Origin of the sequence: Streptomyces durhamensis (assembly GCF_000725475.1) — a bacterium.
Lineage (GTDB): Bacteria > Actinomycetota > Actinomycetes > Streptomycetales > Streptomycetaceae > Streptomyces > Streptomyces filipinensis.
Window position 1 is genome coordinate 47927 of the sequence record NZ_JNXR01000031.1, and the last position, 26010, is coordinate 73936.

General features: G+C 73.3%; 24 protein-coding genes. 16 read left to right on the forward strand and 8 right to left on the reverse strand.

The window, feature by feature from the left end:
- Positions 1-258: 258 nt before the first annotated feature.
- Positions 259-546, forward strand: coding sequence for a hypothetical protein (locus IO33_RS0134865; protein WP_031172561.1), 288 nt, complete (start codon positions 259-261; stop codon positions 544-546).
- Here the strand turns inward: IO33_RS0134865 and IO33_RS0134870 are convergent.
- Entirely contained in the window at positions 517-1524 is a 1008-nt protein-coding gene (locus tag IO33_RS0134870; RefSeq protein ID WP_037686741.1) for a helix-turn-helix transcriptional regulator, read from the reverse strand. The genes IO33_RS0134865 and IO33_RS0134870 overlap by 30 nt on opposite strands.
- Before the next feature lie 252 nt (positions 1525-1776).
- Between IO33_RS0134870 and IO33_RS0134875 the strand changes: the two genes are divergently transcribed.
- The gene (locus tag IO33_RS0134875; RefSeq protein WP_031172565.1) at positions 1777-2022 is read left to right on the forward strand and encodes a helix-turn-helix domain-containing protein; all 246 of its coding nucleotides are present in this window, start codon (positions 1777-1779) and stop codon (positions 2020-2022) included.
- Between the two features lie 67 nt (positions 2023-2089).
- On the opposite strand, the gene IO33_RS0134880 is transcribed toward IO33_RS0134875, so the two are convergent.
- Together IO33_RS0134880 and IO33_RS0134885 are read right to left on the reverse strand one after the other, a co-directional pair.
- On the reverse strand, positions 2090-2740 hold the full coding sequence (locus IO33_RS0134880) for a hypothetical protein (RefSeq protein WP_342448380.1): 651 nt from the start codon (positions 2738-2740) through the stop codon (positions 2090-2092).
- A 92-nt stretch (positions 2741-2832) separates the two neighbouring features.
- Positions 2833-4602: an ABC transporter ATP-binding protein gene (locus IO33_RS0134885; protein ID WP_031172568.1), complete on the reverse strand. Its 1770-nt coding sequence runs from the start codon at positions 4600-4602 to the stop codon at positions 2833-2835.
- A 206-nt stretch (positions 4603-4808) separates the two neighbouring features.
- Here IO33_RS0134885 and lxmA point away from each other — a divergent pair, with 206 nt between their 5' ends.
- The 11 genes from lxmA (at position 4809) to IO33_RS0134940 (ending at position 16907) form a co-directional block, all read left to right on the forward strand.
- Positions 4809-5027 carry a lexapeptide family class V lantibiotic gene (gene lxmA / locus IO33_RS0134890; RefSeq protein ID WP_031172570.1) on the forward strand — a complete coding sequence of 73 codons (219 nt, stop codon included), beginning with the start codon at positions 4809-4811 and terminating at the stop codon, positions 5025-5027.
- Positions 5028-5127: 100 nt separating this feature from the next.
- Entirely contained in the window at positions 5128-5736 is a 609-nt protein-coding gene (lxmD, locus tag IO33_RS0134895) for a flavoprotein (RefSeq protein WP_209438969.1), read from the forward strand.
- The gene (locus IO33_RS0134900; RefSeq protein WP_245235951.1) at positions 5733-6932 is read left to right on the forward strand and encodes a hypothetical protein; all 1200 of its coding nucleotides are present in this window, start codon (positions 5733-5735) and stop codon (positions 6930-6932) included. Before lxmD ends, IO33_RS0134900 begins: the two co-directional genes overlap by 4 nt.
- Positions 6929-8083, forward strand: a complete 1155-nt coding sequence (gene lxmK, locus IO33_RS0134905) for a class V lanthionine synthetase subunit LxmK (protein WP_031172575.1) — start codon at positions 6929-6931, stop codon at positions 8081-8083. The genes IO33_RS0134900 and lxmK overlap by 4 nt, the downstream gene beginning before the upstream one ends.
- Before the next feature lie 602 nt (positions 8084-8685).
- Complete coding sequence (locus IO33_RS44720) at positions 8686-9639, forward strand: T3SS effector HopA1 family protein (RefSeq protein WP_245235952.1); 954 nt, start codon at positions 8686-8688, stop codon at positions 9637-9639.
- On the forward strand, positions 9636-10523 hold the full coding sequence (locus tag IO33_RS0134915; RefSeq protein WP_031172580.1) for a class I SAM-dependent methyltransferase: 888 nt from the start codon (positions 9636-9638) through the stop codon (positions 10521-10523). Before IO33_RS44720 ends, IO33_RS0134915 begins: the two co-directional genes overlap by 4 nt.
- Positions 10520-11878: a M16 family metallopeptidase gene (locus IO33_RS44725; RefSeq protein WP_037686745.1), complete on the forward strand. Its 1359-nt coding sequence runs from the start codon at positions 10520-10522 to the stop codon at positions 11876-11878. The genes IO33_RS0134915 and IO33_RS44725 overlap by 4 nt, the downstream gene beginning before the upstream one ends.
- Entirely contained in the window at positions 11875-13134 is a 1260-nt protein-coding gene (locus tag IO33_RS0134925; RefSeq protein ID WP_051927137.1) for a M16 family metallopeptidase, read from the forward strand. The genes IO33_RS44725 and IO33_RS0134925 overlap by 4 nt, the downstream gene beginning before the upstream one ends.
- A gap of 10 nt (positions 13135-13144) precedes the next feature.
- Positions 13145-14158 carry a F420-dependent peptide dehydroalanine reductase LxmJ gene (lxmJ, locus tag IO33_RS0134930; RefSeq protein WP_037686747.1) on the forward strand — a complete coding sequence of 338 codons (1014 nt, stop codon included), beginning with the start codon at positions 13145-13147 and terminating at the stop codon, positions 14156-14158.
- A 237-nt stretch (positions 14159-14395) separates the two neighbouring features.
- Positions 14396-15502 (forward strand): sugar ABC transporter substrate-binding protein, encoded by a 1107-nt coding sequence (locus IO33_RS0134935; protein WP_031172585.1) that lies wholly within the window; start codon positions 14396-14398, stop codon positions 15500-15502.
- Between the two features lie 358 nt (positions 15503-15860).
- Positions 15861-16907 (forward strand): helix-turn-helix transcriptional regulator, encoded by a 1047-nt coding sequence (locus IO33_RS0134940; RefSeq protein ID WP_078964014.1) that lies wholly within the window; start codon positions 15861-15863, stop codon positions 16905-16907.
- On the opposite strand, the gene IO33_RS0134945 is transcribed toward IO33_RS0134940, so the two are convergent.
- Both IO33_RS0134945 and IO33_RS0134950 read right to left on the reverse strand, forming a co-directional pair.
- Entirely contained in the window at positions 16870-17922 is a 1053-nt protein-coding gene (locus tag IO33_RS0134945) for a helix-turn-helix transcriptional regulator (protein ID WP_107069457.1), read from the reverse strand. The genes IO33_RS0134940 and IO33_RS0134945 overlap by 38 nt on opposite strands.
- A 4-nt stretch (positions 17923-17926) precedes the next feature.
- The gene (locus tag IO33_RS0134950) at positions 17927-18871 is read right to left on the reverse strand and encodes a helix-turn-helix domain-containing protein (RefSeq protein WP_245235953.1); all 945 of its coding nucleotides are present in this window, start codon (positions 18869-18871) and stop codon (positions 17927-17929) included.
- 377 nt (positions 18872-19248) lie between these two features.
- Between IO33_RS0134950 and IO33_RS0134960 the strand changes: the two genes are divergently transcribed.
- On the forward strand, positions 19249-19584 hold the full coding sequence (locus IO33_RS0134960) for a Rieske (2Fe-2S) protein (protein WP_031172594.1): 336 nt from the start codon (positions 19249-19251) through the stop codon (positions 19582-19584).
- Positions 19585-19732: 148 nt separating this feature from the next.
- Here the strand turns inward: IO33_RS0134960 and IO33_RS0134965 are convergent, their stop codons facing one another.
- The gene (locus IO33_RS0134965) at positions 19733-20125 is read right to left on the reverse strand and encodes a PPOX class F420-dependent oxidoreductase (RefSeq protein WP_031172595.1); all 393 of its coding nucleotides are present in this window, start codon (positions 20123-20125) and stop codon (positions 19733-19735) included.
- Positions 20126-20253: 128 nt separating this feature from the next.
- Between IO33_RS0134965 and clpB the strand changes: the two genes are divergently transcribed.
- A complete protein-coding gene (gene clpB / locus IO33_RS0134970) occupies positions 20254-22851 on the forward strand; it encodes an ATP-dependent chaperone ClpB (protein WP_031172597.1) in 2598 nt (865 codons plus the stop codon).
- Positions 22852-22966: 115 nt separating this feature from the next.
- Positions 22967-23497 (forward strand): type III secretion system chaperone family protein, encoded by a 531-nt coding sequence (locus IO33_RS0134975; protein ID WP_031172599.1) that lies wholly within the window; start codon positions 22967-22969, stop codon positions 23495-23497.
- A gap of 15 nt (positions 23498-23512) precedes the next feature.
- On the opposite strand, the gene IO33_RS0134980 is transcribed toward IO33_RS0134975, so the two are convergent.
- Positions 23513-24694, reverse strand: a complete 1182-nt coding sequence (locus IO33_RS0134980; protein WP_078964015.1) for a hypothetical protein — start codon at positions 24692-24694, stop codon at positions 23513-23515.
- A gap of 90 nt (positions 24695-24784) precedes the next feature.
- Positions 24785-25978: a pyridoxal phosphate-dependent aminotransferase gene (locus IO33_RS0134985; protein ID WP_031172603.1), complete on the reverse strand. Its 1194-nt coding sequence runs from the start codon at positions 25976-25978 to the stop codon at positions 24785-24787.
- Positions 25979-26010: the final 32 nt, after the last annotated feature.

Below are 26010 nucleotides of genomic sequence, written 5' to 3' on the forward strand. Positions count from 1 at the left end.
GGCGGCATTCGGTTGGCGGTGATCACGACTCGCGAGTAAAGAGGTTGGTTGTATCGCTCTTTGCCCTCCCTTGAACTCCTGAGGGGTCCGGCGGCCGGCTGGCATGAAGGTGTCCCGGGCTGTGCAGGATCCTGACAACGGCTCCCCTTCAGTGCCCGCACCCACGGGTGGCAGAGTCGTGATCATGAAGTACTGGGGCAGCGCAGCTACGGCACACACCATGCGAGAGTCGGCTTCCTCGTCCGTGAACGGCTGGCAGTGAACGAGGGCGTCGCCGCGGCGGGTCTCCAGGAACTGGAACTGGTCCGCGCGGCGGCCGGCCCCGCCCCGGCGGCCACCGCCCTGATCAGGGTGGCCGCCCGGCTGCCCGCCGACTGGGCGTACACCTGGTGGCTCGACGAGGACGAGGGCCGGATCCTGCTGCGGATCCGGCCGCCGTCGAGTTCCGCCCCCGGCGCGGTGCGGGTCTGGCTGGCCCGGGTGCTCGCCGACCCGGCGCTGGGGGCGTGGCGGATGTCAGATCCAGCCGCGTTCCCGGGCCAGTAGGGCCGCGTGGGCGCGGTTGCCGGCGTTCAGGGTGCGCAGGACGTCGGCGACGTGCCGGCGGTAGGTGCGCAGGGACACCCCCAGTTCGCGGGCGCCGATCTCGTCCTTGGCGACCCGGCACATCGACTTCAGGACCTCCAGCTCGACGGGGGAGAGCGCCCCGGCGTCCGGCGTGCTGTCCCCGGTCAGGGCCGCGAGGTCGGTGGCCCGGTCCCAGATCTTCTCGAACAGGGCCAGGATGCTGGCGACCAGGCCCGGTTCCCGGGCCAGCAGGGCACCCCGGGAGGTGTCCGCGGGATCGGCCGGGACCAGGGCGGTGTGGCGGTCGTAGACCAGGACCCGTTCCGTCAGGTCGGCGCAGAGCCGGATCCGGGCGCCCTGGGCGCCCAGTTCCCGCAGATAGGCCGCGGTGGCCGGATCGTCCAGCGCCTCCTTGGGCACCACGCTGCGGATGCGTACACCGCGTCGCAGGCAGCGGCTGTCCAGGGGGCGGGCGTGTGCGATGTTCTCGGGCGTGAATGCCGTGTGCGGCTCGACCGAGAGGACCTCGTGGCGGGCGAAGAACGCCAGGTCGTCGATCCGGTCGCGGATCTGGGTGAGGTTCGTCATCCGCTCCACTCCACCGCCGGCCGGGGTGTGCGCACCCATGTCGGCGCGGAGTTCGGCCACCAGGTGCTGGGGCCGGGTGACCTGCCGCAGCTCGTGGTGCAGTTCGTTCAGCCGGCGGTCGGTGAGCAGGCCGACCGCGGCCTCCGGATCCGCCGCCGTCAGCGTGTCGTGTCCGCTCGTGCGCCGGTCGCGCCGCAGCAGGCCCAGGCCGGTCAGCCGCTCCAGCGCCCCCCGGACCTCGCCCCGGGGGGCGTGCAGCAGCAGATGGAGGTCCTCCGCCGACGTCCCCGGATTGCGCAGGAAGTGCCGGTAGAGACGCTCCTCCGTGCCTGAGAGCCCCAACGCCGCCATGCTGCCCGCACTGTTCATCCTTCCCCCGTGTTCTCCCGTTCCGACCGGGCTCGGTGGGCGCACGGGGCCGGCACGGCTGGTCGGGCCGAGCTGACGCCGGTGATGCGGAATCCACCGAATTGATGCCAACACAAGGTAATGCATTGGTCAAGGATTCGCATGATCATGTCGTCCGGATTGCAACAAGCTGCGCGCCGTCGGACCCGTGCGGGCGCGCGTCGGTTGGCAGGCTGGAGGGCCGGACGACCGATCGCACCCAGGGGGAACCACATGACAGTTGTCGTACAGGACGCCGCGCCGGACTTCTCCACGCTCACCGAACGGGAGCGGGAGGTGCTGCTGCTGCTCGCCACCGGCGAGCAGAACCGCTGGCTCGCGCGCCGGCTGGGCATCGCGGAGCGGACGGTGCGGGCGCACACCGCCAGCATCGTGCGCAAGCTCGACCTCACGTCGCGTTTCCAGGCGGCGATCGTCTCGCACCTGTACGCCGACGACATCCGGGCCGACCACGGCTGATCCCTGCGACACCCCGGCCCCTTCCGGTACGCCACCGGAGGGGGCCCAGGACGTGCGTGACGGGTGGTCAGCCGGGAAGCATGTCGCCGACCATCTCGATCGCGATCATCCACATCGGCTGCGCCCCGGTGCCGAACGCGGCGGCCAGCGCGTAGCCGAGGGCCGCGTCCGTGGCGTCGGCGGCGGCGTCCTCGTCCCACTCGGCGCCCACCCGTCCGTCCCCCTCCGAGGTGAAGTCCCCGAGGCGTTCCTCGCCGCGCAGCAGCCGGCTGCCCGGGATCGAGTCGGGCACCAGACGCCAGGAGCGGTCCCCGTGCCGGACGTCGACGCGGTACGAACGCCGGGTCAGCCGGCCCTTCGCGGGGTCCACCTCGGCCTCGGCGCCGTCGACGGTGAGCGTCAGGCGGGCGCCGTCCCGGGTGCCGATCGGCACATGGTCCGCCGGGTCCGTGCCGGGCGCACGGCGCAGCACGACCCGGGGTACCGACGCGCCCGTCACGCTCACCTCGCCCTCCCGGGCGTCCAGCCGGACGGTGATCGCACCGAAGCGGTCGTCCTGCGAGACGTGCTCGGCCACGGGCCGCTCCTCCGGCTCGTCCCCGTACTCCCCGTGCTCCCTGTGCTCCCCGTACCCCTCCTGCTCCCCGTGCTCCCCGTACCGCTCGTGCTCCTCGGGCCGGGCGTCGGGTGTGGGCTTGTGTGCCGGGTCCTTCGGCATGCGGGTCGTTCCTTTGCTGTTGCTGTCCGGTCGGTGTGCCGGTAAAGGGAAAGTCAAGAGTCGTACGTCATGGGGGACGGACGACGGACGTCTCACGTTCCCGAAGACGTCAGCTGGGTGGCGGCGAGATCGCGGTAGAGACGGTCGCGGCCGAGGAGTTCGTCGTGCCGGCCGTGGTCGCGCACCCGGCCGTCGGCCAGCAGCACCATGTGGTCCGCCGAGGTCACCGTGGACAGCCGGTGGGCGATCAGCAGCACCGTGCAGTGCTCGGCGGCCCGCTCCACGGTCTGCCGCAGCGCGGCCTCGCTCACCCCGTCCAGGTGCGCGGTCGCCTCGTCCAGCAGCAGCACCTGCGGCCGGCGCAACAGGGCCCGGGCGATGGCCAGCCGCTGCCGCTCACCGCCGGACAGGGCCAGGCCCCGGGCGCCCACCTGCGTGTCCAGGCCGTCCGGGAGCCGGGCGACGAGCGAGTCCAGCAGGGTGTCCCGCAGCACCCGGGCCACGTCCTCGTCGCGGGCGTCGGGCGCGGCGTACAGGAGGTTCTCGCGCAGGGTGCCCGCGAGCATCGGGGTGTCCTGCTCGACGTAGGCGATACGGCGGCGCACCTCGGCGCGGCTGAGCGCGGTGATGTCGGTGCCGTCCAGGAGGATGCGGCCCGAGCCGGTGTCGTAGAACCGCTGCAGGAGCGAGAAGACGGTCGTCTTGCCGCTGCCGGACGGGCCGACCAGGGCGGTGACGGCGCCCGCCGGGGCGGTCAGGCTGACCCGATCGAGGGTCGAGGCACGGCCCGGGTAGGCGAACGTGACGTCCTGGAGGGTCACGCGCGGGGGCGGGCCGGCCGGCCGGGCGGGGGTCTCGTCGACATCCGTCTCGATCTCCATGTGCCGGACCTCCTCGATACGGGCCAGGGCGCCGAGCCCCTGCTGGAGCGAGGTCGTGCCGCCGACCAGGGACAGCACCGGGCCACCGAGGTTGAACAGGTACAGCAGGAAGGCGATCAGCGCGGCCAGGTCGAGCGTGCCGGTGGCGACCAGCGCGCCGCCGAAGCCGATGACGGCCAGGAAGGAGGCCTGGACGACCAGCGCCGACAGCACCGCGATCACGGCGTGGTAGCGGGCCCCGGCCAGGCCCGCCCGGCAGGCGTCCTCGGCGGCGGCCACGGCCCGCGCGGTCTCCGTCGCCTCGCCGCCGTTGGCCTTCACCGTACGGGCGGCACCCAGCGCGCGGTCGAGCGCGGCACCGATCTCGCCCACCGCCGTCTGCGCCCGGGTGGTGACCCGGCGGATCCGCGGCATCACCACGCCCATCGCCACGCCGACCACGATCAGCACCCCGGAGGTGATGCCGAGCAGCGGCAGGCTCGTCATGCCCATCAGCACGATCGTCGCCAGCAGATGGACGCCGCCGTCGAGCAGCTGGATCACCCCGCTCGTCGCCGCGTGCTGCACGAGGGTGCTGTCGGAGGTCACCCGGGTGGTGAGGCCGCCCGGCTCGACCCGGTCCAACTCGGCGCTGCGCAGCCGGATCAGCCGGTGCACGAGCCCCCGGCGCACATGCAGGACGACCTTCTCGGCGGTGCGCTCGCTGAGCAGCGCCTGGGTCCAGGTGAGCCCGATGGACACCGCCAACAGGCCCACCATCAGCAGCAGTTCACCGCCCAGGCCGTGGCCGGTCATCAGCGCGGTGAGCGCGGACTCGACGACCATCGGCTGGGCGAGTCCCGCCGCGCTGCCCGCCAGGGTCAGCACCAGGACCAGCACGAGGACGCTCCGGTGCGGCCGCGCGTGGGCGAGCAGGGCCCGCAGCGGCGGCCGGGGGGACGGCCGGGGGTCCTGGGGGGTCGCCGGTTCAGGTGTGTTCACCCTGACGTTTCTACGTGCGGGCGGGGGGTGCGCGGTATTGGCGGATGCGGCAATGCCGGGGGCGGTACTGCCGGATGCGGCAATGCCGTAACTGACAATGGCGGCAAGGGGTTCACCGCATGCAGATTTCTCTCGTCGCAGCGGACGGCACCGGACCGGAAAGGCCGGTCCACGTCATTCCGCCGCAGAAAAGGGAGAGATTCTCAATGCAGTCCACGCAGACCGAGAAGGACCTGTTCGAGGGCTACACGGCCTACACCTCCGCCGAGGAACTGGGCCTGTACGACGGCAAGGACGCGGCGCCCGCGTTCAGCCCGACCATCCCGTGGGCGATCCGCGCCACCATCATCACCGCGCGTTCCTCGCAGCAGTGCGCCGCGGCTCTGGGCTCGCTGACCGCCAAGACGATCGAGAAGAAGTGCTGAGCACCGGACACGTCGTCCGGTGACCCGCGGGGAGGGGCTGCCCGCCCCTCCCCGGGCAGTATTCGCACTTTCCCCAGGAGGCAGGATGGATTCCACCGGTGTGGACCCCACCGGTGTCGCGGACCCCGGATTCCGGCGGGTTCTCGTGGTGGGCACGGGCGCGCTCAGCGTGTCCTTCCTGCCCTTCTGGATCAACTGGCTGGGCAACACCTTTCCGGAAATGGAGAAACGGGTCGTGCTGACCCGTTCGGCACGGCGTTTCGTCTCGGCGGACGCGATCTCCGCGCTGTGCGCCCGGGACGTCGTCACCGACGACTGGAACGAGGCCGCACCCGGCGCCACCCCGCACGTGGACCTGGCCCGCTGGCCCGACCTGGTTCTCGTCCACCCGGCCACCCTGCACTTCCTCGGCCGCTACGCCCTCGGCCTCGCCGACACCCCGCTGCTGTGCGCCCTGCAGTCCACGTCCGCGCTGGTGGGCGTGGCCCCCTCGCTGCCGCCCGGCGCCCAGTCCAAGCCCGTGGTGCGCGGGCACCTGGAGGCGCTGCGGTCCCGCCCCGGGGTCGTCGTCGCGCCGACCGTGCCCGCGGTCAGCGCGAGCACCGGTGAGCGGGAGGACGGCGGCGCGATGCCGCTGTCGGAGCTGATGGGGCTGTGCGTGGGGGCGTACGCGCGGGCGCGGTGCGCGGCGGAAGGGGATGCCGGATGACTTCCCCTGCCGGTGTGGCCAGAGTGGCCGGTGTGGCCGGTGTGGCCGGTGTGGCCGGTGTGGCCGGTGTGGCCGGTACGGGTGATGTGGCCGACGCGGCTGATGTAGTCGCTGTGGCGCGCGCGACCGAGGTGGCTGACACGGCCGACATGGCTGATGTGGCTGACACGGCTGATGTGACAGACGTGGTCGACACGGCCGAGGTGGCTGACGCGGCCGATGTGGCGTCCGAGGTGGCTGACGCGGCCCATGTGGCGTCCGAGGCGGCCGACGCGGCCGATGTGGCGGGCGCGGCCGACGTCGCCGTCGCCGCGTTCGCGACCGGGTTGCAGACCACCCGGGTGCACCGCACGCCCGAGGGGCGCTACACCTGGTGGCACGGCCCCGGCCCGCTGCGGCCGGACCCGCTCGCCGCACCCCTCGCCGCGTACGTCCCCCGGCACACCCCCGGTGCCCGGCTGGCGGTACCCCGGCCCCGCGCGGCGGGGCTCGTGCACCTCGCCGACGGCGCCCACTCGGCCGCCGCCTGGCTGCGTGACCCCCGCCCGCAGGCCCGGACACTGGTCGCGCACGCGCTGGCCGCGGCGGGCCGGGCCCTGCGCACCCTGCACACCACGCCCGCCCCGGACGCAGCGGACACCCCGCCCGCACTGGCCCGGCTGCGCGCGTACCTCACGGCCGACCCGGCCGCGGTGCCCGGGGGCGGGGCCGTACACCGCCTGCGCGAGCACGTCGTACGGGCCTGGGGGCCTGCCCGGCTGGAGCGGCTGCGGTCCTGGTGCCACGGGCTCGCGGAGCCACGCCGGGACGCGGTACTGGTGCACGGGTTCGCCTCGCTGGGCACCCTGGTGCCGCCGGCGCGCCCCGCCCCGGTGGCGCTGCTGACCGGGGAGGACCTGGGTGCCGCCCGGCCCGAACTCGACCTCGGCTGGCTGCTGGGCGACCTGGCCGAACTCGCCTGGTCCGCACCCGCCCCGGCCGGCCCCGCCGACCTGTCCGGCGTCCTGCTCGACGGGTACGGGCCCGACGCCGACCGGACCTGGGCCGCGCGGGCGGCCGTCGTACGGATCGCCGCCCACCAGCGGGACTTCGCCGCGTACTGCGGCTGGAGCGACGAACTGCCCGCCTACACCGCCTTCATCGCAGACCTCATCGACGAGGAGGGCCGCCGCGCCGTCCCGGGAGCCCCATCATGACCACGACCACCCCCACCAGCGGCCGACCGCGCACCCGGCAGCGGTACCGGCCCACCGAACTGGACGCCGTACCGGCCGTGTCCGCCCTGCTGGACCGGCTCGGGCTCGGCTCCCTCGACCCCACGGCCGTCACCTCCTTCGGCGGCCGCAACGACAACTGGGCCGGCCCGACCACCACCGGCGTGGACGTCTTCGTCAAGACGGTCACCCCGCTGCCCGACGGCGGCTGCCCCGAACTGCAGCGCGCCCTGTCCTTCGAGGAACTGGCCGCCGACCGGCTGCCGTCCGGCTCCCCGCTCCGCTCGCCGGAGCTCCTCGGCGCCGACCCCGCGGCCGGGGTGAGCGTCCACCGGCTGCTGCCGGACGCCCGCTCGGGCGCCGAGCTGGCGCTGGACGGGGAGTTCGACGACGAGCTGTGCCGGGCGGCCGGCCGCGCCGTCGGCACGCTGCACGGGCTGGGCGCGGACGACCGCCTCGACACCGGAGAGGCCCCGTTGCCGCCGCTCGCCTGGCTGCGGGCGCTGCCCTGGAGCGCCGTCCTGGAACGCAGCATGGCGCAGATCGCCGCCTGGCAGCTGGTGCAGGACGACAGCGAGGTCGTCGCCGCCCTGCGCCGGCTGCGGGAGCTGGAGGCGTCGGTGCCGCTCGCGCCCGTCCACTGCGACCTGCGGTTCGACCAGTTCATCCGGGACGCGCAGGGGGACCTGCACCTGTGCGACTGGGAGGAGTTCCGGCTCGCCGACCCCGCACGGGACGTCGGCGCCTTCGCCGGGGAGTGGCTCTTCCACGCGACCTACTCGGTGTTCGCGCCGACGGGTGAGGCCGTGGCCGGGGAGAGCGCGGGGTTCGGGCTCGGGCACGCGGAGATCGTGGCCCGGGGCTCGGCGAGCCTGCGCCGCCATCTGCCGCGGATCGGCGCGTTCTGGCAGGCCTATCGGGAGTGCCGGGTCCCCGACCCGGGGCTGCCGGAGCGGGCCGCCGCGTATGCCGGGTGGCACCTGTACGACCGCCTGATCGCCACCGCCGAGTCGCACGCCACCCTCAACCCGGTCGCCCGTGCCGCCGCCGGCATCGGCCGCACGATCCTCCTCGCCCCGGCCACCGCGGCCCACACCCTGGGCCTGACCCTGCCCGACGGGAGCCCCCGATGACCCAGCCCACACCCGCCCCCACCCCCGCCGCGGGGACCCCGCACCACCCGGCACCACCCCTGCCGGCGGGCCCCGGGCTCCGGAAGCCGTCCGTCGGCGCGCTGGTCGCGGACCCGTTCGCCGCCTCCCCGGCGGCGCGCCCCGCCTCTGGCATCGGGGCCCCGCGACGCCCGGCGGCGTCCTCGGCTCCGCGCCCGCCGGCGGGCGCCGGGGTCCGGGAGCCGTCTGCGGCCGCCGGGGTCCGCGAGTCGTCCGGGAGTTCGATGGTTCGGGAGTCGTCCGGGGGCCCGGTGGCTGAAGGGTTGTCGGCCGGTGCGGTGGTCGCGGAGCCGTTCGCCGACTTCCCGGCCCCGCGTCCCGCCTCTGGCGTGGGGGTCCCGAGACGTCCGGCAGGCTCGGCGGCCCCGCGGCTGTCAGCGGGTGCCGAGGCCCGGGAGCCGTCCGGGGATTCGGCGGTCGCGAAGCCGTCCGTCGGCTCCCCGGTTTCCGGCGCGTCCGTCGGCTCTCCGGTTTCTGGCGCGTCCGACGACTCCCCGGTTCCCGGCGCGTCCGGCGGCGCGCCGGTGTGGGGGCTGGGGGCGCGGCTGGCCGGCGCGTTGGGCGTGGTCCGTGTCGGGGACGGGGGCCGGGAGGCCGTCGTCGGCGGGCGTACAGTCACCGCCGACAGCCCCCGCGATCTGCGGGGCCGGCTCACCAACGCGCTGTACGAGGAGTTCCACGCGGGCCGCGGCCAGGGCGGGTTCGGGGCCGACGGACCGCCGCCCCGGCGTACGCTGCGCGACCCCGCGCTGGAACGCCGGCTGGCCGCCGCGGTACCGCACGCCACCACACCGGTGCGCGGCCGGCTGGTCGAGGTGCTGCCCCGCCCGGGCGGCGACGAGCTCGTGGTACGGCTGCCGGAGGCGACCGTCCGGGTACGCGCCGACCGGCTGTCGGCCCCGGCCGTGCCGCCCGCGCCCGGTGCGTACGTCGAACTCGCGCTGGAAGCCGCCCGCCCCGCGCTGTCCCCCGGCTTCTTCTACGTCATGGGCTCCCGTCCGCTGCCCCGCCCCGCCGGACCCGTACGCCGGCTCTTCGTGCACGCGCGCGACGCCGACGCGGCCGTCCTGCTGTGGGGGGCCGCGCTCGGCGCGCTGGAGGCGGCGGGGGCGTCGTACCACGCCAAGGTGCTGTCCGACCCGCAGGACTTCCCGCGCCGGGACTCGGTCGTCGTCTACCTGCACGGCGACCACCGGCCGGGCGAGCGCGCGGTCGTGGCCGCGCTCGTCCCGCACGCCGGGACCGCCACCGCGCCCGACACGTCCGTGTTCACCGAGGAACTGGCCCCCGGGATCGCCGCCGCCTGGGACCCCGAGGATCCGCGCCCCGGCCAGGACGGCATGAGCTTCGGACAGCACCGGGCGTTCGCCCTCGCCAGCGGGCTCATCGCCCATGCCCTCGCCGACGGGGAGCCCGGTGACCGGGACGCCCACGTCGTCCGGGCGTTCCTTGAGGCGGGCATCGACCCGCGCCACCCGCAGCACAACCTCACCACCCGCCCCGGAGACCGCCGATGACCCACCGGACCGCCCCCGCCACCGAATCCCCCGCCACCGAATCCCCCGCGACCGATCCGGAATCCGCCGGCCGGGCCACCGAAGCCGCCGGCCTCGCCGCCGAACCCACCACCCCCGCCACCGAACCCGCCGGCCTGGGCGTCACGCTCACCACCGCCTACAGTGACGCGCTCGCCGAGGTGTACGACGAGATCTATCCGAGTACCCCGGACCTGGAGGACATCGGTGATTTCCTCCGTACGCTCACCGACCCCGGCGCGAGCGTGCTCGAACTCGGTGTCGGTACCGGCCGGGTGGCGCTGCCGCTCGCGGCGAAGGGCTTCCGGGTGCACGGCGTCGACTCCTCCGCCGGCATGCTCGCCCGGCTCGCCGAGAAGGACCCCGAGGGCCGGATCACCCCCGTGCAGGCCGACTTCGCCACGCTGGACCTGGGCCGCACCTTCGACGTCGTCCTCGCGCCGTTCAACGCGCTGTGCTGCGCGGTCTCCCCGGACGAGCAGATCGCCCTGATCCACGCGGTGGCCCGGCACACCGCGCCCGGCGGACACGTCGTCGTGGAGACGTTCGACCCCAGCGACTTCCACGTGCAGAGGAAGAACGACATCACCACGTACCCGATCGCCGGCCGCGGCGCGATGATCGAGTCGATCGGGGTGCTGCCCGCCTCGCAGAACATGATGGTGCACAACACCCTGTTCCTGGACGGCGAGCCGCCGAGGTCGGCGAGCACGGTGATGCGTTATCTGTGGCCCAGCGAACTGGACCTGCTGGCCGGGATCGCCCGCCTGGAGCTGTCGGCCCGCTACGCCGGCTGGCGCGAGCAGCCCTTCGACGGCGGCGACAGCCGCAAGATGTGTGTCTCCGTCTACCGGCCGCTGCCGTGACGCCGGAACCGTACGGCGAGTCGCGCCTCGACACCGGCCTGCGGCTGGTCACCGAGGAGCTGCCGGGACGCGGGCTCGTCGCCGTGGCGCTCACCGTGGCCGCGGGCGGCGACGACGACCCGGCCGGCGGCCACGGCACCGCCCACCTCGTCGAGCATCTGATGTTCCCGCGGGACGAGCAGGACGGCGCCGATGCCGGTCATGTGGCCCTGGTGCAGGAGGCGGGCGGCATGTGCGACGCCGAGACCCACCGCGACCACACCGTCTTCCACACCGTCGCGCCCGCCGACGCCCTGCCCGGCCTGCTGGCCCTGGAGGCCCGGCGGCTGCTCCGCTTCGCGCCCGCCGCGGCGACCGTGCGCTCCGAGGCGGCCGTCGTCACGGAGGAGATCCGCGCCGCCGGGGCCGGGACCCGCCTGTGGGACGGCATGCTCGCCGCCGTCCACCCGGGCGCCCGGCACGCCTACGGCACCCCCGCCGAACTGCGCGGGGTGACGGCCGACGACGCGGAGGCGTTCTTCCGGCGCCACTACCGTCCCGACCGGGCCGTGCTCTGCGTGGCCGGGGACGTGCCCGCGGGCCGGGTACGGGAGCTGGTGGAGCGGGAGTTCGCCGGGTGGCGGGCACCGGCTGACGGGAGCGCGAGTGCCGCCCCCGCCGAGGCCCGCGCGGCGGTCGCGCCGCCGCCTGTCGACCTGCCGTACGGCAGGGACGCGGTGCCGGTCGCGCCGCCTGGAGCCGTGCCGTACGGCGGGGACGCGGTGCCGGTCGCGCCGCCTGGAGCCGTGCCGTACGGCAGGGACGCGGTGCCGGTCGCACCCCCTGTCGCCCTGCCCTATGGCCGGGACGCGGTGGCGGTCGGACACGCCCTGGCCGATCCGCGCCAGGGGCTCGGAGCGTATGTCGCGCAGGTCGTCCTCCTGGAGGTGCTGCGCCGCGCCCGGTCCGCCGGCGCGAGCGTGCACTGCGGGTACCAGGGGCAGTGGCTGGCCTCCGCCGCGCCCGACCTGGCGCTGGTGCTGGGGCACCGGCCTCGGGGCGCCGCTGCCGAGGAGGCCGCCGCGGGCTGGCTGCGGGCGCTCGCCGCTCTGGCCGCCGAGCCGCCCGCGGCCGACGAGGTGCGCCGCGCGGTGAACGTGCTGCGGGCCGGCTGCCACCGCCGTGCCGACGCACCGGCAGCCCGCGCGGTCGCCCACGGCCGCGCCGCCCTGCTGTTCCCGCCGGCCGAGCGCCCGGCCCCCGACACCGTCGCCGGCCGACTCGCCGCCGTCACCCCCACCGACGTCTCGATCGCGGCCCAGGCCCTGCTGGGCGCCCCGCGCGCCGTCGTCGCCCTGGAGGCAGCTTCCGCATGAACACCCTCACTCCCGCTCGTCTCACCCCCGCTCCCCGCGAAGCCCTGCGCAGCACGCTGGCGAACGGTCTCGACACGGTCGTCGTCGCCGCGCCGGGCGCCCCCCTCGCGGAGATCCGGCTGGTGCTGCCGTACGCCCGTGCCGACCGCGCCTCGGTGCGCCCGCAGGAGCTGGTCGCCGCCGGGCTCGGCACCGCCACGGCCACCCGGGACCGGCAGGCCGTCGCCGACCGGGCGGCCGACCTGGGCGCGGAGGTGAGCACGGTGGTGACCGCAGAGCATCTGGTCCTGTCGGTGAGCGTGCTCGCGCACGGGCTGTCCGGTGCGCTCCGGCTCCTCGCCGATCTGCTGGTGCACCCGGTGTACGACCCGGCCGGGACCGCGCCGGCCCCGGCCGGTCCCGCGGCCCCGGGCCCGCGCACCCGGCTGCGCCGCGCCCAGCTCCGGCACGCCTTCGGCGGTCCGCACCCGTTGACCGAGGAGGGCGCCGCAGGGGGGCCGGCGCCCGTTACGGACGCGCTGTACGCCTTCCACCGCCGGGCCGTCGTACCGCGCGGTGCCGTCCTGCTGGTGCTGGGCGGTGCGGACCCGGACCGCGTCCTGGCCCTCGTTCGCGCGGAGCTGGCCGGCTGGGCGGGCGGGCCGTCCGGGCTGGTGCTGCCGCCGTTCCCGCGTGCCGAGCCCGAGCCGGGCCGGATCGCCCTGCACGACCCGGCGGCCGGACAGGCGCTGTTGCTGACCGCGGGCCCGGCCGTCCCGGCCCCCGAGCCCGGCCACGCGGCGCTGCACCTGGCCCAGCTGGTCCTCGCCGGGCACGCCTCCTCCCGGCTGACCCGGCACCTGCGCGAGCGGCACGGGCTGGCGTACGCCGTCGACGCCCGGGTCCGGCAGAACCGCGCGGGCTGCTGGCTGGAGATCGACTGCGTGGGCGCGCCCGGCACGGGTGACCGGATCGCGCGGGAGGTCGCCGACTGCCTCGGCGCGCTCGCCGCGTCCGGGCCCACGCCCGAGGAGACACGCCGGGTGCGCCGTTACGCGGCCGGATTCGCGCGCTTCGCCCTCGCCACCCGGGCGGAGGAGGCGAGCGCCCTGGCCGGGTTCGTCGCGGCCGGGCTGCCGGTGGACTGGCTGGCGCACTGGCCGGCCGCACTCGCGGAGGTGACGGACGCTCAGGTGGCCGCGGCCGCGGCGCGTTTCCTGCCCCCCGGCCGGACCCTGCTGGCCACCCTCGACACCACCCCCGCACAGGAAGCGTAGGAACCGGACCATGACCCCGGCACCGCCCGCCGTCCTCTACCCCCTGCAGCCCGACCACCCGGAGCTGGTCGAGCCGTTCGCCGCGCTGGTCGCGCGCAGCGGCGCGCGCCGGCTGTGGCTGTGCCAGTCGTTCCGGGCCGAGCCGCACCAGGTGCTGGCCCATCTCGCCGGCCGGGGCCACCGGGTGCCGGTGGGCACCGCGGTGACGCTGCTGCCGCTGCGGCACCCGTACGAGGCCGCTCTCCAAGCCCGGTCGCTGGCCCTGCTCACCGGGCAGCCGGTCGTGGCGGGGTACGGCATCGGCAGCCCCGCCTTCGTGCGCCGCCTGGAGTCCGAGCCGTGCCGCAGCCCCCGTGCCGCGGTGGGGGAGTACGTCGGCTCGGTACGGGCCCTGCTGGACGGTGCCGAGGTGGCGCACGACGGGGCCGGCCACCGGCTGTACGGCGCCCTGCCCCCGGTGGGCCCGCACGCCGCGGTGGAGGTCGGCGCCGGGGTGCTGCGGCCGGCGATGGCCCGTACGGCGGGCGCGACCGCGGACGTGGCGATCACCTGGATGACCCCGCCCGCCTACCTGAGGGACACCCTCGTACCGGCGTTGGCGGCCGGGGCAGCCGCGGCGGGCCGAGCCACGCCGCCGCGGATCGCGACCGCCGTGCACGTGGCGGTGCGCCGCCCGGGCCGGGACCCGCGCCGGCTGGCCCGCCTCGCCACCCGGGACCATCTGGGCGCCCCGCACTACGCCGACATGCTGCGCCGGGCGGGCGTGGACGTCGACGGGCCCGATCCGGCGTCCGCGCTCCTGCGGGCCGGGGCGGTCGTGGTGGGCAGCCCGGAGGAGATCGCGGCGGCCCTGGCCGGGTACCGGGCCGCCGGAGTCGACGAGGTGCTGCTCAATCCGACGGCGGTGCTGCTCACCGAGGGCGTGGCGGCCGCGGTCGCGGACCTGGAGGAGATCGTGGCGGCCTGTGGCGCCGGCGGACCGGGCCGGCTGGACACGGATGGCCGGGACTGTTCGGTCGTCTGATCGAAACAGTTCTCTTGTCGTATCCTTTGCCGTCTCCTGAACGGCCCTTGGATGAAGGGTCCGTAAAGAGCATTTGGAGAGGATTCCGCTCACCCTTCACAGGGTCAGCTGAGCGTGGTGTTGCGGACTCGTTAAGTAGTTCCGCTTGACGCCGGGTGTGGCCTCCGCGTTGTCTTTTCAGACACCTGGGTCGTATGGCAGCCCTACGTCCGGAACGCACCTGAAGTGAGCCCTCGAATGCGTCGTATCGCCATATCCGTGGCCGTGTCCACGATGACCCTCTCGCTCGCCGGCTGTGGCGTGCTGGACGCGACGGGGGACGGCGCGAACGCGAGCCCGAGCAAGGGCAACGACATCACCGTGGGCCTGCTGCTGCCGGAGAAGGCCAACACCCGCTACGACAAGTTCGACTACCCCATCATTCGGGACAAGGTGGCCGAACTCACCGGCAAGCAGGGCAAGGTCGAGTACCTCAACGCCGACGCGGACGCCTCCCGGCAGGCCTCGCAGATACAGAAGATGATCGACGAGAAGGTCGACATCATCCTGCTGGACGCCGTCGACTCGCACGCCGTCGCCTCCGAGGTGACCAAGGCCAAGGACGCCGGCATCCCGGTCATCGCCTACGACCGGCTCGCCGAGGGCCCCATCGACGCCTACATCTCCTTCGACAACGAACTCGTCGGCGAGGTGCAGGGCCGCACCCTGCTGGAGGCCCTCGGCTCGGGCACCGACACCTCCGACAAGATCGTCATGGTGAACGGCTCGCCCACCGACCCGAACGCCAAGCAGTTCAAGGAGGGCGCGCTCTCCGAGCTCAAGGGCAAGGTGACCATCGCGGAGTCGTACGACACCACGGACTGGAAGCCGGAGCTCGCCGAGTCCAACATGACCAAGGCGATCGGCCTGATCGGCAAGAGCAACATCGCCGGCGTCTACGCCGCCAACGACGGCATGGCGGGCGGCGTCATCAAGGCCCTGAAGGCGGCCGGTGTCACCAGCCTGCCCCCGATCACCGGCCAGGACGCGGAACTCGACGCGGTCCAGCGGATCGTGGCCGGCGAGCAGTACATGAGCGTCTACAAGCCCTACCCGGACGAGGCCGAGGCCGCCGCGCAGATGGCCGTCGCCAAGGTGCAGGGCAAGGACATCCAGTTCGACGCGCTCGTCCAGGACAAGGTCGACAGCCCCACCACCAAGGGCATATCGGCCAAGCTGATCCAGCCGACCGCCCTGACCAAGGGCACCATCAAGTCCACGGTCGTCGCGGACGGCATCTACTCCGTCGGCGACATCTGCACCGCCAAGTACAAGGCGGCCTGCGCGGCGATCGGCCTGAAGTAGGCCCGGCCGGCCGCGACGGTGCCGCGGTCGAACGACGGCACCGTCACGGCCCTTCCCGCGGAGGGCTTCGCGCCACCCCCGTGTGCGCGATGCCGCGGCCTCGGAGGGCGGGGGAGCCTTGACCGGGGCCGCTCCGGGTGCCACAGGGACACCCGGGGGAAGTGGGACCAACGATGCCTCGGTGGCGTCCGCCCCACCACCATCAGCTTGTTGCAATGCGAGGGGCGGAGCCTGCCCGATACCCGGACATAACCTCCTTTCATGGTGGCACTGTCGGGGTGAGCCGTGTTGCGGACCCGTCCGACGCCGCGCATAGTTGCGCTGCGGAAGTGGCAGCACACCGGGGGTGAAATGGGCGATGGCCGGGCGCGGGGCGGAGGAGCATCCACACGGCGCCGACCGACTGTGCGCGGCCGGGGATCGGGTGTATTCCCGTGCCGTACGCCGTGGGCGGGTGCCGCGCACTGATGCCGAGGCGGTGCCCTGCCTGCTGGAGCTGGCCCTGCTGCACCCGGACCCCGACGACATGGACTGGCTGGTGCCGACCTCTCCGCAGGAGGTCATGACCCGGCTGCTGCGCGGGGTCTACGACGAGGTCAGCGAGAGTCAGCGCCGGGTGGGCTCGGCGGTCGCCGCCTTCGAGTGGTACGCCGGACTCGGCCGTCAGCTGGGCGCGCTGGCCGCGCCCGCCGAGGGCAGTGCGATCCGGGTGCTGGACGGGCTGTCCCGGATCCAGGCCGCGATGGACGAGGCGACCGAGGCGTGCACGACCGAGGTGCTCACCGTGCAGCCCGGCGGCATCCGCCGGGAGGCCGAGCTGACCGAGGGGCTGCACCGCGCGTTGGCCCTGCGCGGCCGGGGCGTGCGCATGCGCGACCTGTACACGCACGTGGCCCGGCACGGACAGGGGCTGCTGAACTACCTGGAGCTGATGGGCGACACGGTCGAGGCCCGCACCCTGGACGAGGTCATCGACCGGCTCATCCTGTTCGACCGCACGGTGGCCTTCATCCCCGCCAACACCGACCGCACGATGGCCCTGGAGCTGCGCCACCCGGCCCTCGTGGAGTACCTGGTGACGGTGTTCGAGCGCCTGTGGCGGCTCGCCATCCCGCTCACCGCACCGCTGCCCGACACCGGCATCGAGGGCATCTCGCACCGCGAGCAGTCCATCGCCGCGCTGCTCGCCGAGGGGCACCAGGACGCGGTGATCGCCGAGCGGCTGGGCATCAGCGTGCGCACCTGCCGCGCCCACATCGCCCGCCTGTCGGAGACCCTCGGCGCGGCCAGCCGCACCCAACTGGGCGTGCGGATCGCCCAGGTCGGTCTGGACGGCCATCGCAGCCCCGGCCTGCCGGCCGGTGCGCTCACGGCTCCTGATCAAGAATCCCCGAGCGTGCGATGAGATAGCCGAGCTGGGCGCGGCTGTCGCTGCCGAGGGTGGTGGCGAGCTTGGCGATGTGCAGGCGGGCGGTGCGGATGTTCATGCCGAGGCGGTCGGCGATGGCGGCGTCGGTGTGGCCCTCGACCAGGAGCGTGGCGATGGCGCGCTGGCGGGGTGTGACGCCGTTCACCGACGGTGGTTGCACGGCCTTCGGGAACATCGGTGTGGCCAGCCGCCAGAGCCGGTCGAAGGTCGTGACGAAGTACTTGATCAGCGCCGGGTGGCGGACCTCCAGGGCGAGCGTGCCGTCGTCGTTGGCCGGCAGGAAGGCGACCTTGCGGTCGATGACGATGAGCCGGTCCGGCACCTCGTCCAGGCTGCGGGCCTCGGTGTCGCCGTGCCGGAAGGACTCCAGCGGCCCGTACACGATCGGCACATGGCGCAGGGTGTGCTGGTAGAGGACGCGGATGCGGCCACCGCGGTCCAGCAGCGCCTGGTCGCGCCCGAAGGCGGTGTCGCGGGCCGCCTCGCCGCGCGCGCCGGTGAGGCCGGCGTGCGGCTGGATGGTGAGCGACTCCTCGCTGGCGTCGACCATCGCGTCGGTGATGGCCTGGTTGATCTGCTCGGTGCCGCTGAGCAGGCGCAGCATCGCCGCGCCGGTGTCGGGTGACTGCCGTACGTCGATCCGCAGGAGTCGCTCGAACCGCTCCACCAGCCGGTCCTCGCGCCGCCGTTCCTCGGCGACGCGCGCCGCGGAGGTGCGCAGCAGCCGGTGCAGCGCCGCGGCGGGCGGGACCGGTTCGAGCAGTGCGAGGTCGTCGAGGGCGGGGTGGAGCAGGCCGAAGTCGGTCAGGCAGGGCGCGTCGGCGGCGTCGGCGGCGGGTACGCGCCCTTCCCGCAGGGCGCGTTCGTACAGCTTCTCCCCGGCGGCGCACAGTTCCTCGACGCCGTGCTCCCGGTGCGTCACGGCCTCGCCCTGCCCGGCCGGCCGGGACTGCCGCTGTGTGTCCTTCCGCGTTCCTCTCGCCCCCGTCATCGGTTCAGTGGTCCCGGTCCAGCATGCCCGACTGCGCGATGAGATAGCCGAGTTGGGCGCGGCTGCCGCTGCCCAGGGCCTGCGCGAGCTTGGCGATGTGGGCGCGGCAGGTGCGCACGTTCATGCCCAGGCGGCGCGCTATGGCCTCGTCGACGTGGCCCTCCACCAGCAGCTTGGCGATGGAGTGCTGGATGTCCGTGATGCCGTCCGGGGCGGTCTCGTAGGGTGCGCCGGTGCTCAGCGGTACCGCGCGGGCCCACATGAACTCGAACACCTTGATCAGGTAGCGCACGAGGCCCGGGTGGCGCAGTTCCAGGGCGACCTGCCGGTCGTCTCGGACGGGGATGAAGGCGACGGCCTCGTCACAGATGATGAGCCGCTCCACCAGCTCGTCGATGGTGCGGTACTCCACCTTGCCCTCGGAGAACTGGGACACGTATCCGAGCGTCTCGGGGCTGTAGCGGGCGGTGTGCTGATAGAGCGTCCGGATGCGCACACCACGTTCGAGGAGCGGCCGGTCTCGTTCCAGGCCCTGCAGGAGCGTGTGTTCCAGGCGGCGGCTGGTCGGCTGGACGGTGAGCACCTCGGAGCGGCACTCGGCCGTCGCCACGTCGAGCGCCGCGTTGATGCGGTCGAGGCCTTCCAGGACCGAGATGGCGTGCGTGGGGGTGGCGCTCTGCGCGCTGAGCGTCATGAACGGTTCGAACGCCTCGGTCAGTTCGACCGACAGCCGTCTGCGTTCGGAGATCTCGCGCTCGATCGGGTTGAGCCGCTGGGCCAGGGCCACCGAGGGAGGGGTGGGGCGCAGCCAGTTCGCGTCGTCGGGGTCGGGGTGGAGAAGGGCGAACTCCATGAGGCAGGGAGCGGGTTCGACCTCCGCACGGGCTATACGTCCGGTGCGCAGCGCCTTCGCGTAGAGACGACTACCCTCCTCGCAGAGTTCACTCATCGCATGGGGATGTGACACTTTGGTCCGATTCGATGTCAAATCTCCACCCCCCAGGGTCCTGAACATGCAGGAACATGATGCATCGATTGTGTGGCCATGACGTGCCCAAATGAGCCATCGTCTTGTTCGACGGGGGAAGAGGGGACCTTCAAGTGAGGACGAAGCCGACTATGCGCAACAAAATGCTTCGGTCGATGCTTGCCGTCACCTTCTCCGCCGTTGTGGCCATTGGCGCGCTGAGTGGCCTCTCCGGTGCGAAGCGTGACGTCGCGGCGGACACCACGTGGGGAGTGGCTGCTCAGTCGGTCGCTGTGAGTGCCGACAACACGGGGTCGGCTCATTCCGATGGTGCAGACGACACCACCTGGGGCTGACTGATGACTACTCCACCCGACGACCGTTCCTTCCGTCGTGAAATGGCCACGGCCTACCGCTCCGGCTGGCACTTCATCGACCTGGTCACCGCCATCCCCCACAGCGGTGACTCGTTGATGGTGACCGTGTTCGGGGAGCCGGTCGTCGTCACCCGCGACGACGACGAGGATGTGCGGGCGTACCGGTGCCTGCGCAAGCCGCGTGGTGCGCCCCAGCCGGTACGGTGTGCGATCCGGTACGGAATGATCTTTGTGAACCTCGACCAGCGGGACCATCGGCTCGCCGAGCCGACGGACCAGGACCTGAGGACCATCTCGGCCACCCCCCGCAGTGCCTGACGCGATTCCCCCGTCGTAAAAGATCGCTCAGGCGCTTCCCCCCGCAGCGGCGTCACCGTGACCTGAACACGGTGACGCCGCTGCAGTTTTCCGGGACGGTGACTGGCCTTGCGCGCGATGGGCGCGCTTCCACGGTGGCCGAAAATGCTCAGCCGCGCCCCAGTGTCCGCTCCACCTCGATCTCGATCACCACACGTGCCGGATTCGGCGACGGCACCCGCTGGTACCGCTCGGCGTAGCGCTTCTCCGCCTCGGCGACCCGGTCCGGTTCCGTCCGCACCCGCGCCCGTCCCTCCAGCGTGGCCCAGCGCCGGCCGTCCACCTGGCACACCGCGACCCGGGCACCCTCGGCCCCGGCCGCGCGCACGTGCCGCGCCTTCGCGCTCGCCCCGTTGGTGATCACCCGGGCCAGCCCGGCCTCCGCGTCGTACGTCACCCCCACCGGCACCACATGGGGACTGCCGTCGGGCCGCAGCGTCGTCAGCGTGCACAGGTGACGTTCTCGCCAGAAGTCCAGGAACAGCTCGGGGTGCTTCGTCATGCCCGCAACCTAGCCCCCACGGGCGAACCTCCCTACCTTGAGCGGAATAGACTCAACTTTGTGTACGCTGGTTAAGTCAGCACTGGAGAGTGGCCGAGAGCCTGTGGCCGAGGAGGAGAACGGACGACGTGGACGCCGAGCTGACCAACAGGAGCCGGGACGCGATCAACGCGGCCAGCAACCGGGCCGTGACCGAGGGACACCCGGACCTCACCCCTGCTCACCTGCTGCTGGCTCTGCTCCAGGGCCAGGAGAACGAGAACATCACGGACCTGCTCGCGGCCGTCGAGGCCGACCAGGCCGCCGTACGCTCCGGGGCCGAGCGGATCCTCGCCGGGCTGCCCAGCGTGACCGGGTCCACCGTCGCGCCTCCGCAGCCGAACCGCGAGATGCTGGCCGTGATCGCGGACGCCACCGAGCGCGCCAAGGCGCTCGGCGACGACTACCTGTCCACCGAGCACCTGCTCATCGGCATCGCCGCGAAGGGCGGCGCGGCCGGGGACGTGCTCAAGGGGCAGGGCGCTGACGCCGGTAAGCTCCAGGAGGCCTTCCGGAAGGCCAGGGGAGGACGCCGCGTGACCACCGCCGACCCCGAGGGCCAGTACAAGGCCCTGGAGAAGTTCGGCACCGACTTCACCGCCGCCGCCCGCGAGGGCCGGCTGGACCCGGTCATCGGCCGGGACCAGGAGATCCGGCGGGTCGTGCAGGTACTGAGCCGCCGCACCAAGAACAACCCGGTCCTCATCGGCGAGCCCGGCGTCGGCAAGACCGCGGTGGTCGAGGGGCTCGCCCAGCGGATCGTCAAGGGTGACGTGCCCGAGTCGCTGAAGGACAAGCGGCTGGTCGCGCTGGACCTGGGCGCGATGGTGGCCGGCGCGAAGTACCGCGGTGAGTTCGAGGAGCGCCTGAAGGCCGTCCTGGCCGAGATCAAGGACTCCGACGGCCAGATCATCACCTTCATCGACGAGCTGCACACGGTCGTCGGCGCGGGTGCCGGCGGGGACTCCGCGATGGACGCGGGCAACATGCTCAAGCCGATGCTGGCCCGCGGCGAGCTGCGCATGGTCGGCGCCACCACCCTGGACGAGTACCGGGAGCGGATCGAGAAGGACCCCGCCCTGGAGCGCCGCTTCCAGCAGGTGCTGGTCGCCGAGCCGACCGTCGAGGACACCATCGCGATCCTGCGCGGCCTCAAGGGCCGGTACGAGGCCCACCACAAGGTGCAGATCGCCGACAGCGCACTGGTGGCGGCGGCCACCCTCTCCGACCGGTACATCACCTCCCGCTTCCTGCCCGACAAGGCCATCGACCTCGTCGACGAGTCCGCCTCCCGGCTGCGCATGGAGATCGACTCCTCGCCGGTCGAGATCGACGAACTCCAGCGCGCCGTCGACCGGCTCAAGATGGAGGAGCTGGCGATCGGCAAGGAGACCGACCCGGCCTCCCTCGCCCGCCTGGAGAAGCTGCGCCGCGACCTCGCCGACAAGGAGGAGGAGCTGCGCGGCCTGACCGCCCGCTGGGAGAAGGAGAAGCAGTCCCTCAACCGGGTCGGCGAGCTGAAGGAGAAGCTCGACGAGCTGCGCGGTACGGCCGAGCGCGCCCAGCGCGACGGCGACTTCGACACCGCCGCCAAGCTCCTCTACGGCGAGATCCCGCAGCTGGAGAAGGAGCTGGAGGCCGCCTCCGAGGCCGAGGAGGAGGTCGCCAGGGACACCATGGTCAAGGACGAGGTCGGCTCCGACGACATCGCCGACGTCGTCGCCGCCTGGACCGGCATCCCCGCCGGCCGGCTGCTGGAGGGCGAGACGCAGAAGCTGCTGCGCATGGAGGACGAGCTGGGCAAGCGGCTCATCGGCCAGAGCGAGGCCGTACGGGCGGTGTCGGACGCGGTCCGCCGCTCCCGCGCGGGCATCGCCGACCCGGACCGCCCCACCGGCTCCTTCCTCTTCCTCGGCCCGACCGGTGTCGGCAAGACGGAGCTGGCGAAGGCCCTGGCGGACTTCCTCTTCGACGACGAGCGGGCCATGGTCCGCATCGACATGTCCGAGTACGGCGAGAAGCACAGCGTGGCCCGGCTGGTCGGCGCACCCCCCGGGTACGTCGGCTACGAGGAGGGCGGCCAGCTCACCGAGGCGGTCCGCCGCCGCCCGTACAGCGTCGTCCTGCTGGACGAGGTGGAGAAGGCCCACCCCGAGGTCTTCGACATCCTCCTGCAGGTCCTGGACGACGGCCGCCTGACGGACGGTCAGGGGCGGACGGTCGACTTCCGCAACACCATCCTGGTGCTCACCTCCAACCTGGGCAGCCAGTTCCTGGTCGACCCGTTGACGAGTGAGGCGGAGAAGCGGGAACAGGTCCTGGAGGCGGTCCGGACGTCCTTCAAGCCGGAGTTCCTCAACCGGCTCGACGACCTGGTCGTCTTCTCGGCGCTGACCAAGCCCGAGCTGGAGCGGATCGCGCAGCTCCAGATCGACCGGCTCGGCAAGCGGCTGGCCGAGCGCCGGCTCACCCTGGACATCACCCCGCAGGCACTGGCCTGGCTGGCGGAGGAGGGCATGGACCCGGCCTACGGCGCCCGCCCGCTGCGCCGCCTCGTCCAGACCGCGATCGGCGACCGCCTCGCCAAGGAGATCCTCTCCGGTGAGGTCAAGGACGGCGACACGGTCCGCGTCGACCGCTCCGGCGAGGGGCTGCTGGTGGGTCCGGCGACGGGAAAGACGCTGTGACGCCCACGGCAGCCGGAATCATGTCAGCCCACGGCTGACAGGGGGCGTCGGGGCTTGCCTCCCCCCTCCCCGCATGGGGGAGGATGGCGGAATCCACCATGAAGGGAAAAACACGGTGAGCATCGACCCGTCCTCGATTCCGAACTTCGGGGGCCAGCCCGAACCGCAGCCCCAGGGACCGGCCGGCCCCGTCCTCCCGGATCAGGACCTCGTGAAGCAGCTCCTCGACCAGATGGAGCTGAAGTACGTCGTCGACGAGGAAGGCGACCTCGCGGCGCCGTGGGAGCAGTTCCGCACCTACTTCATGTTCCGCGGGGAGGCCGACCAGGCCGTCTTCTCGGTGCGGACGTTCTACGACCGCCCCCACCCGATCGACGAGAAGCCCCGGCTGCTGGAGTCCGTCGACGACTGGAACCGCCGCACCCTGTGGCCCAAGGTCTACACCCACACCCATGACGACGGCACCGTCCGTCTGATCGGTGAGGCCCAGATGCTGATCGGCACGGGCGTCGACATCAACCACTTCGTCTCCTCCACGGTCAGCTGGGTGCGGGCCGCGATCGAGTTCGACAAGTGGCTCGCCGAGCAGCTCGGCCTGGAGCAGGAGGTCGACGAGGCGGACAAGCCCGAGGACGACGGCGAGTAAGGTCCGCCGCCCGGCCTACAGCGGCGTCTGCGCGTACACCACCAGGTACGCGCCGTAGAGATAGCTGAGCCCGGCCAGGCTCGCGACCAGCACGGTCGCGTGCCAGGGCCGGGCTCTCGCCGTGCGCACCAGGCCCCGGGCGAGCGGCAGCAGCAGCGGGAACGCCGGCAGCAGGAACCGCGGCTTGGACTCGAAGAAGCCCGACCCGCCGAGCGCGATCAGCAGCAGCGTCCCGCTGTGCACGAGCAGGGGCAGCGGAGCGCGGTCCACGAGCAGCAGCGCGTACAGCACCGTGCCGGCCACGACGAGCACCAGCGCCATCGGGAACACGAACCGGCCGCCGTGCAGCAGCATCGCGCGCACGAACTCCAGCGAGCCCCGCCCGAAGTCGAACCGCGACCCCCACAGCCGCTGCACCTCGAAGTAGCCGCCCAGCAGGTCACCCTTGCGCCGGCCGACCCAGAGCACGTACGCCGCCCAGCCCAGCGGGGCGAGCGCCGCGCCCGTCCACAGCCTGTGGGAAACCTTTCCGCGCCGCCGCCACACCTCGGCCCCGGCCGCGGCCAGCACCGCGGCGGCCACCGTGAACCCGTTCGGCCGGGCCAGCCCCGCGAGCGCCGCGAGGGCGCCGGCCCACAGCCAGTTCCCGGCCAGCACCGAGTACAGCGACCAGGCCGCGAACGCGGTCAGCACCGGCTCGGTGTACGCCATCGACAGCACCACCGAGTGCGGCAGCAGCCCCCACAGCAGCACCAGCGCGATCCCGGTGGCCCGCCCGTGCAGCCGGGAGCCGACCGCGTGGATCCCGGCGGCGGCCACGGCGGCCGCCGTCCACGAGAGCAGCAGCCCGGCGAGGCCCCCGTCGAGGGGGACCAGCGCGGTCACCGCCCGCAGCAGCGCCGGGTACAGCGGGAAGAACGCCAGGTCGCTGTGCGGGCCGGGGTCGTGGGAGGGCAGGTCGTGGCCGTAGCCGTGCGCGGCGATGCCCAGGTACCAGACCGAGTCCCAGGACCGGGACAGCAGGGTCAGCGGGTGCTTGCCGTCGGCGTGGGCGAGGAGGGCGAGCACGGCCGCACCGATGAGCCGGGCCCCGAGGAAGAGGCCCACGGCGACCCCGCTCGCTCGCACGGTGCGGGTTCGCTGCGCCGGCTTCGGCGTGCTGAGGGGCGGGGCGAGGAGTGTGCTGGCGTGGGTCACATCTCCGCACCCTGCAAGTGCGCGGGCGCGAGCGCGAGCAGGTGACGGCCGTCGGTGTCACGGGTTCACCTGTGTCGAGTAAGCGGAGCGCTAAAGCGCCCGCAGCCGCTCCACGGCCTCGCGCAGGGTCTCCTCCCGCTTGCAGAACGCGAACCGTACGAACGGCGCCCCGGCCTCCCGGTCGTCGTAGAACACGGCGTTGGGGATCGCCACCACGCCCGCCCGATGCGGCAGGGCGCGGCAGAAGGCGAAGCCGTCCTTCTCGCCGAGGGGCCGGATGTCCGTGGTGACGAAGTAGGTGCCGGCCGGCCGGAACACCTCGAAACCGGCCTCCGTCAGCCCCTGCGCCAGGATGTCCCGGCGGGCCAGCATGGACCGGCGGAACTCCTCGAAGTAGGTGTCCGGCAGGGCGAGCGCCTCCGCGACCGCGTACTGGAAGGGGCCCGAGGACACGTACGTCAGGAACTGCTTCACCGAGCGGACCGCGGCGGTCAGCTCCGGGGAGGCCGTCACCCAGCCGACCTTCCAGCCGGTGAAGGAGAACGTCTTGCCGGCGGAGCCGATCGTCACCGTGCGCTCGCGCATGCCGGGGAAGGCGGCGAGCGGCAGGTGCTCGGCGTCGTCGAAGACCAGGTGCTCGTAGACCTCGTCCGTCACCACCAGCAGGTCCCGCTCGACGGCCAGCTCGGCGATCGCGGCCAGCTCCGCGCGGGTGAGGACCGTACCGGTCGGGTTGTGCGGGGTGTTGATCAGCAGCAGGCGGGTGCGGCCGGTGACGGCGGAGCGCAGCTCGTCCAGGTCCAGGCGGAAGGACGCCCCCTCCTCGACGTGCGGGCGCAGGGTGACCGGTACGCGCGTGCCGCCCGCCATCGCGATGCTCGCCGCGTAGGAGTCGTAGTACGGCTCCAGGGCCACGACCTCGTCGCCCGGCTCCACCAGGGCCAGCAGCGCCGCGGCGATCGCCTCCGTGGCGCCGGCGGTGACCAGCACCTCGGTGTCGGGGTCGTACGACAGTCCGTAGCGGCGCTGCTGGTGGGCGGCGATCGCGGTGCGCAGCTCCGGGATGCCCGGGCCCGGCGGGTACTGGTTGCCGCGGCCCTCGCGCAGTGCCCGCACCGCCGCCTCCCGTACCTCCTCGGGGCCGTCGGTGTCGGGGAAGCCCTGGCCCAGGTTGATCGCCCCGGTCGCCACGGCGAGCGCGGACATCTCGGCGAAGATCGTCGTCCCGAACTCGGCGAGCCGGCGGTTGAGGTGAGGCCGTGCGCTGGAGGTCATGCCGCTCATCCTGCGCCCAAGCTCTGGAGTTCCTCAACTCT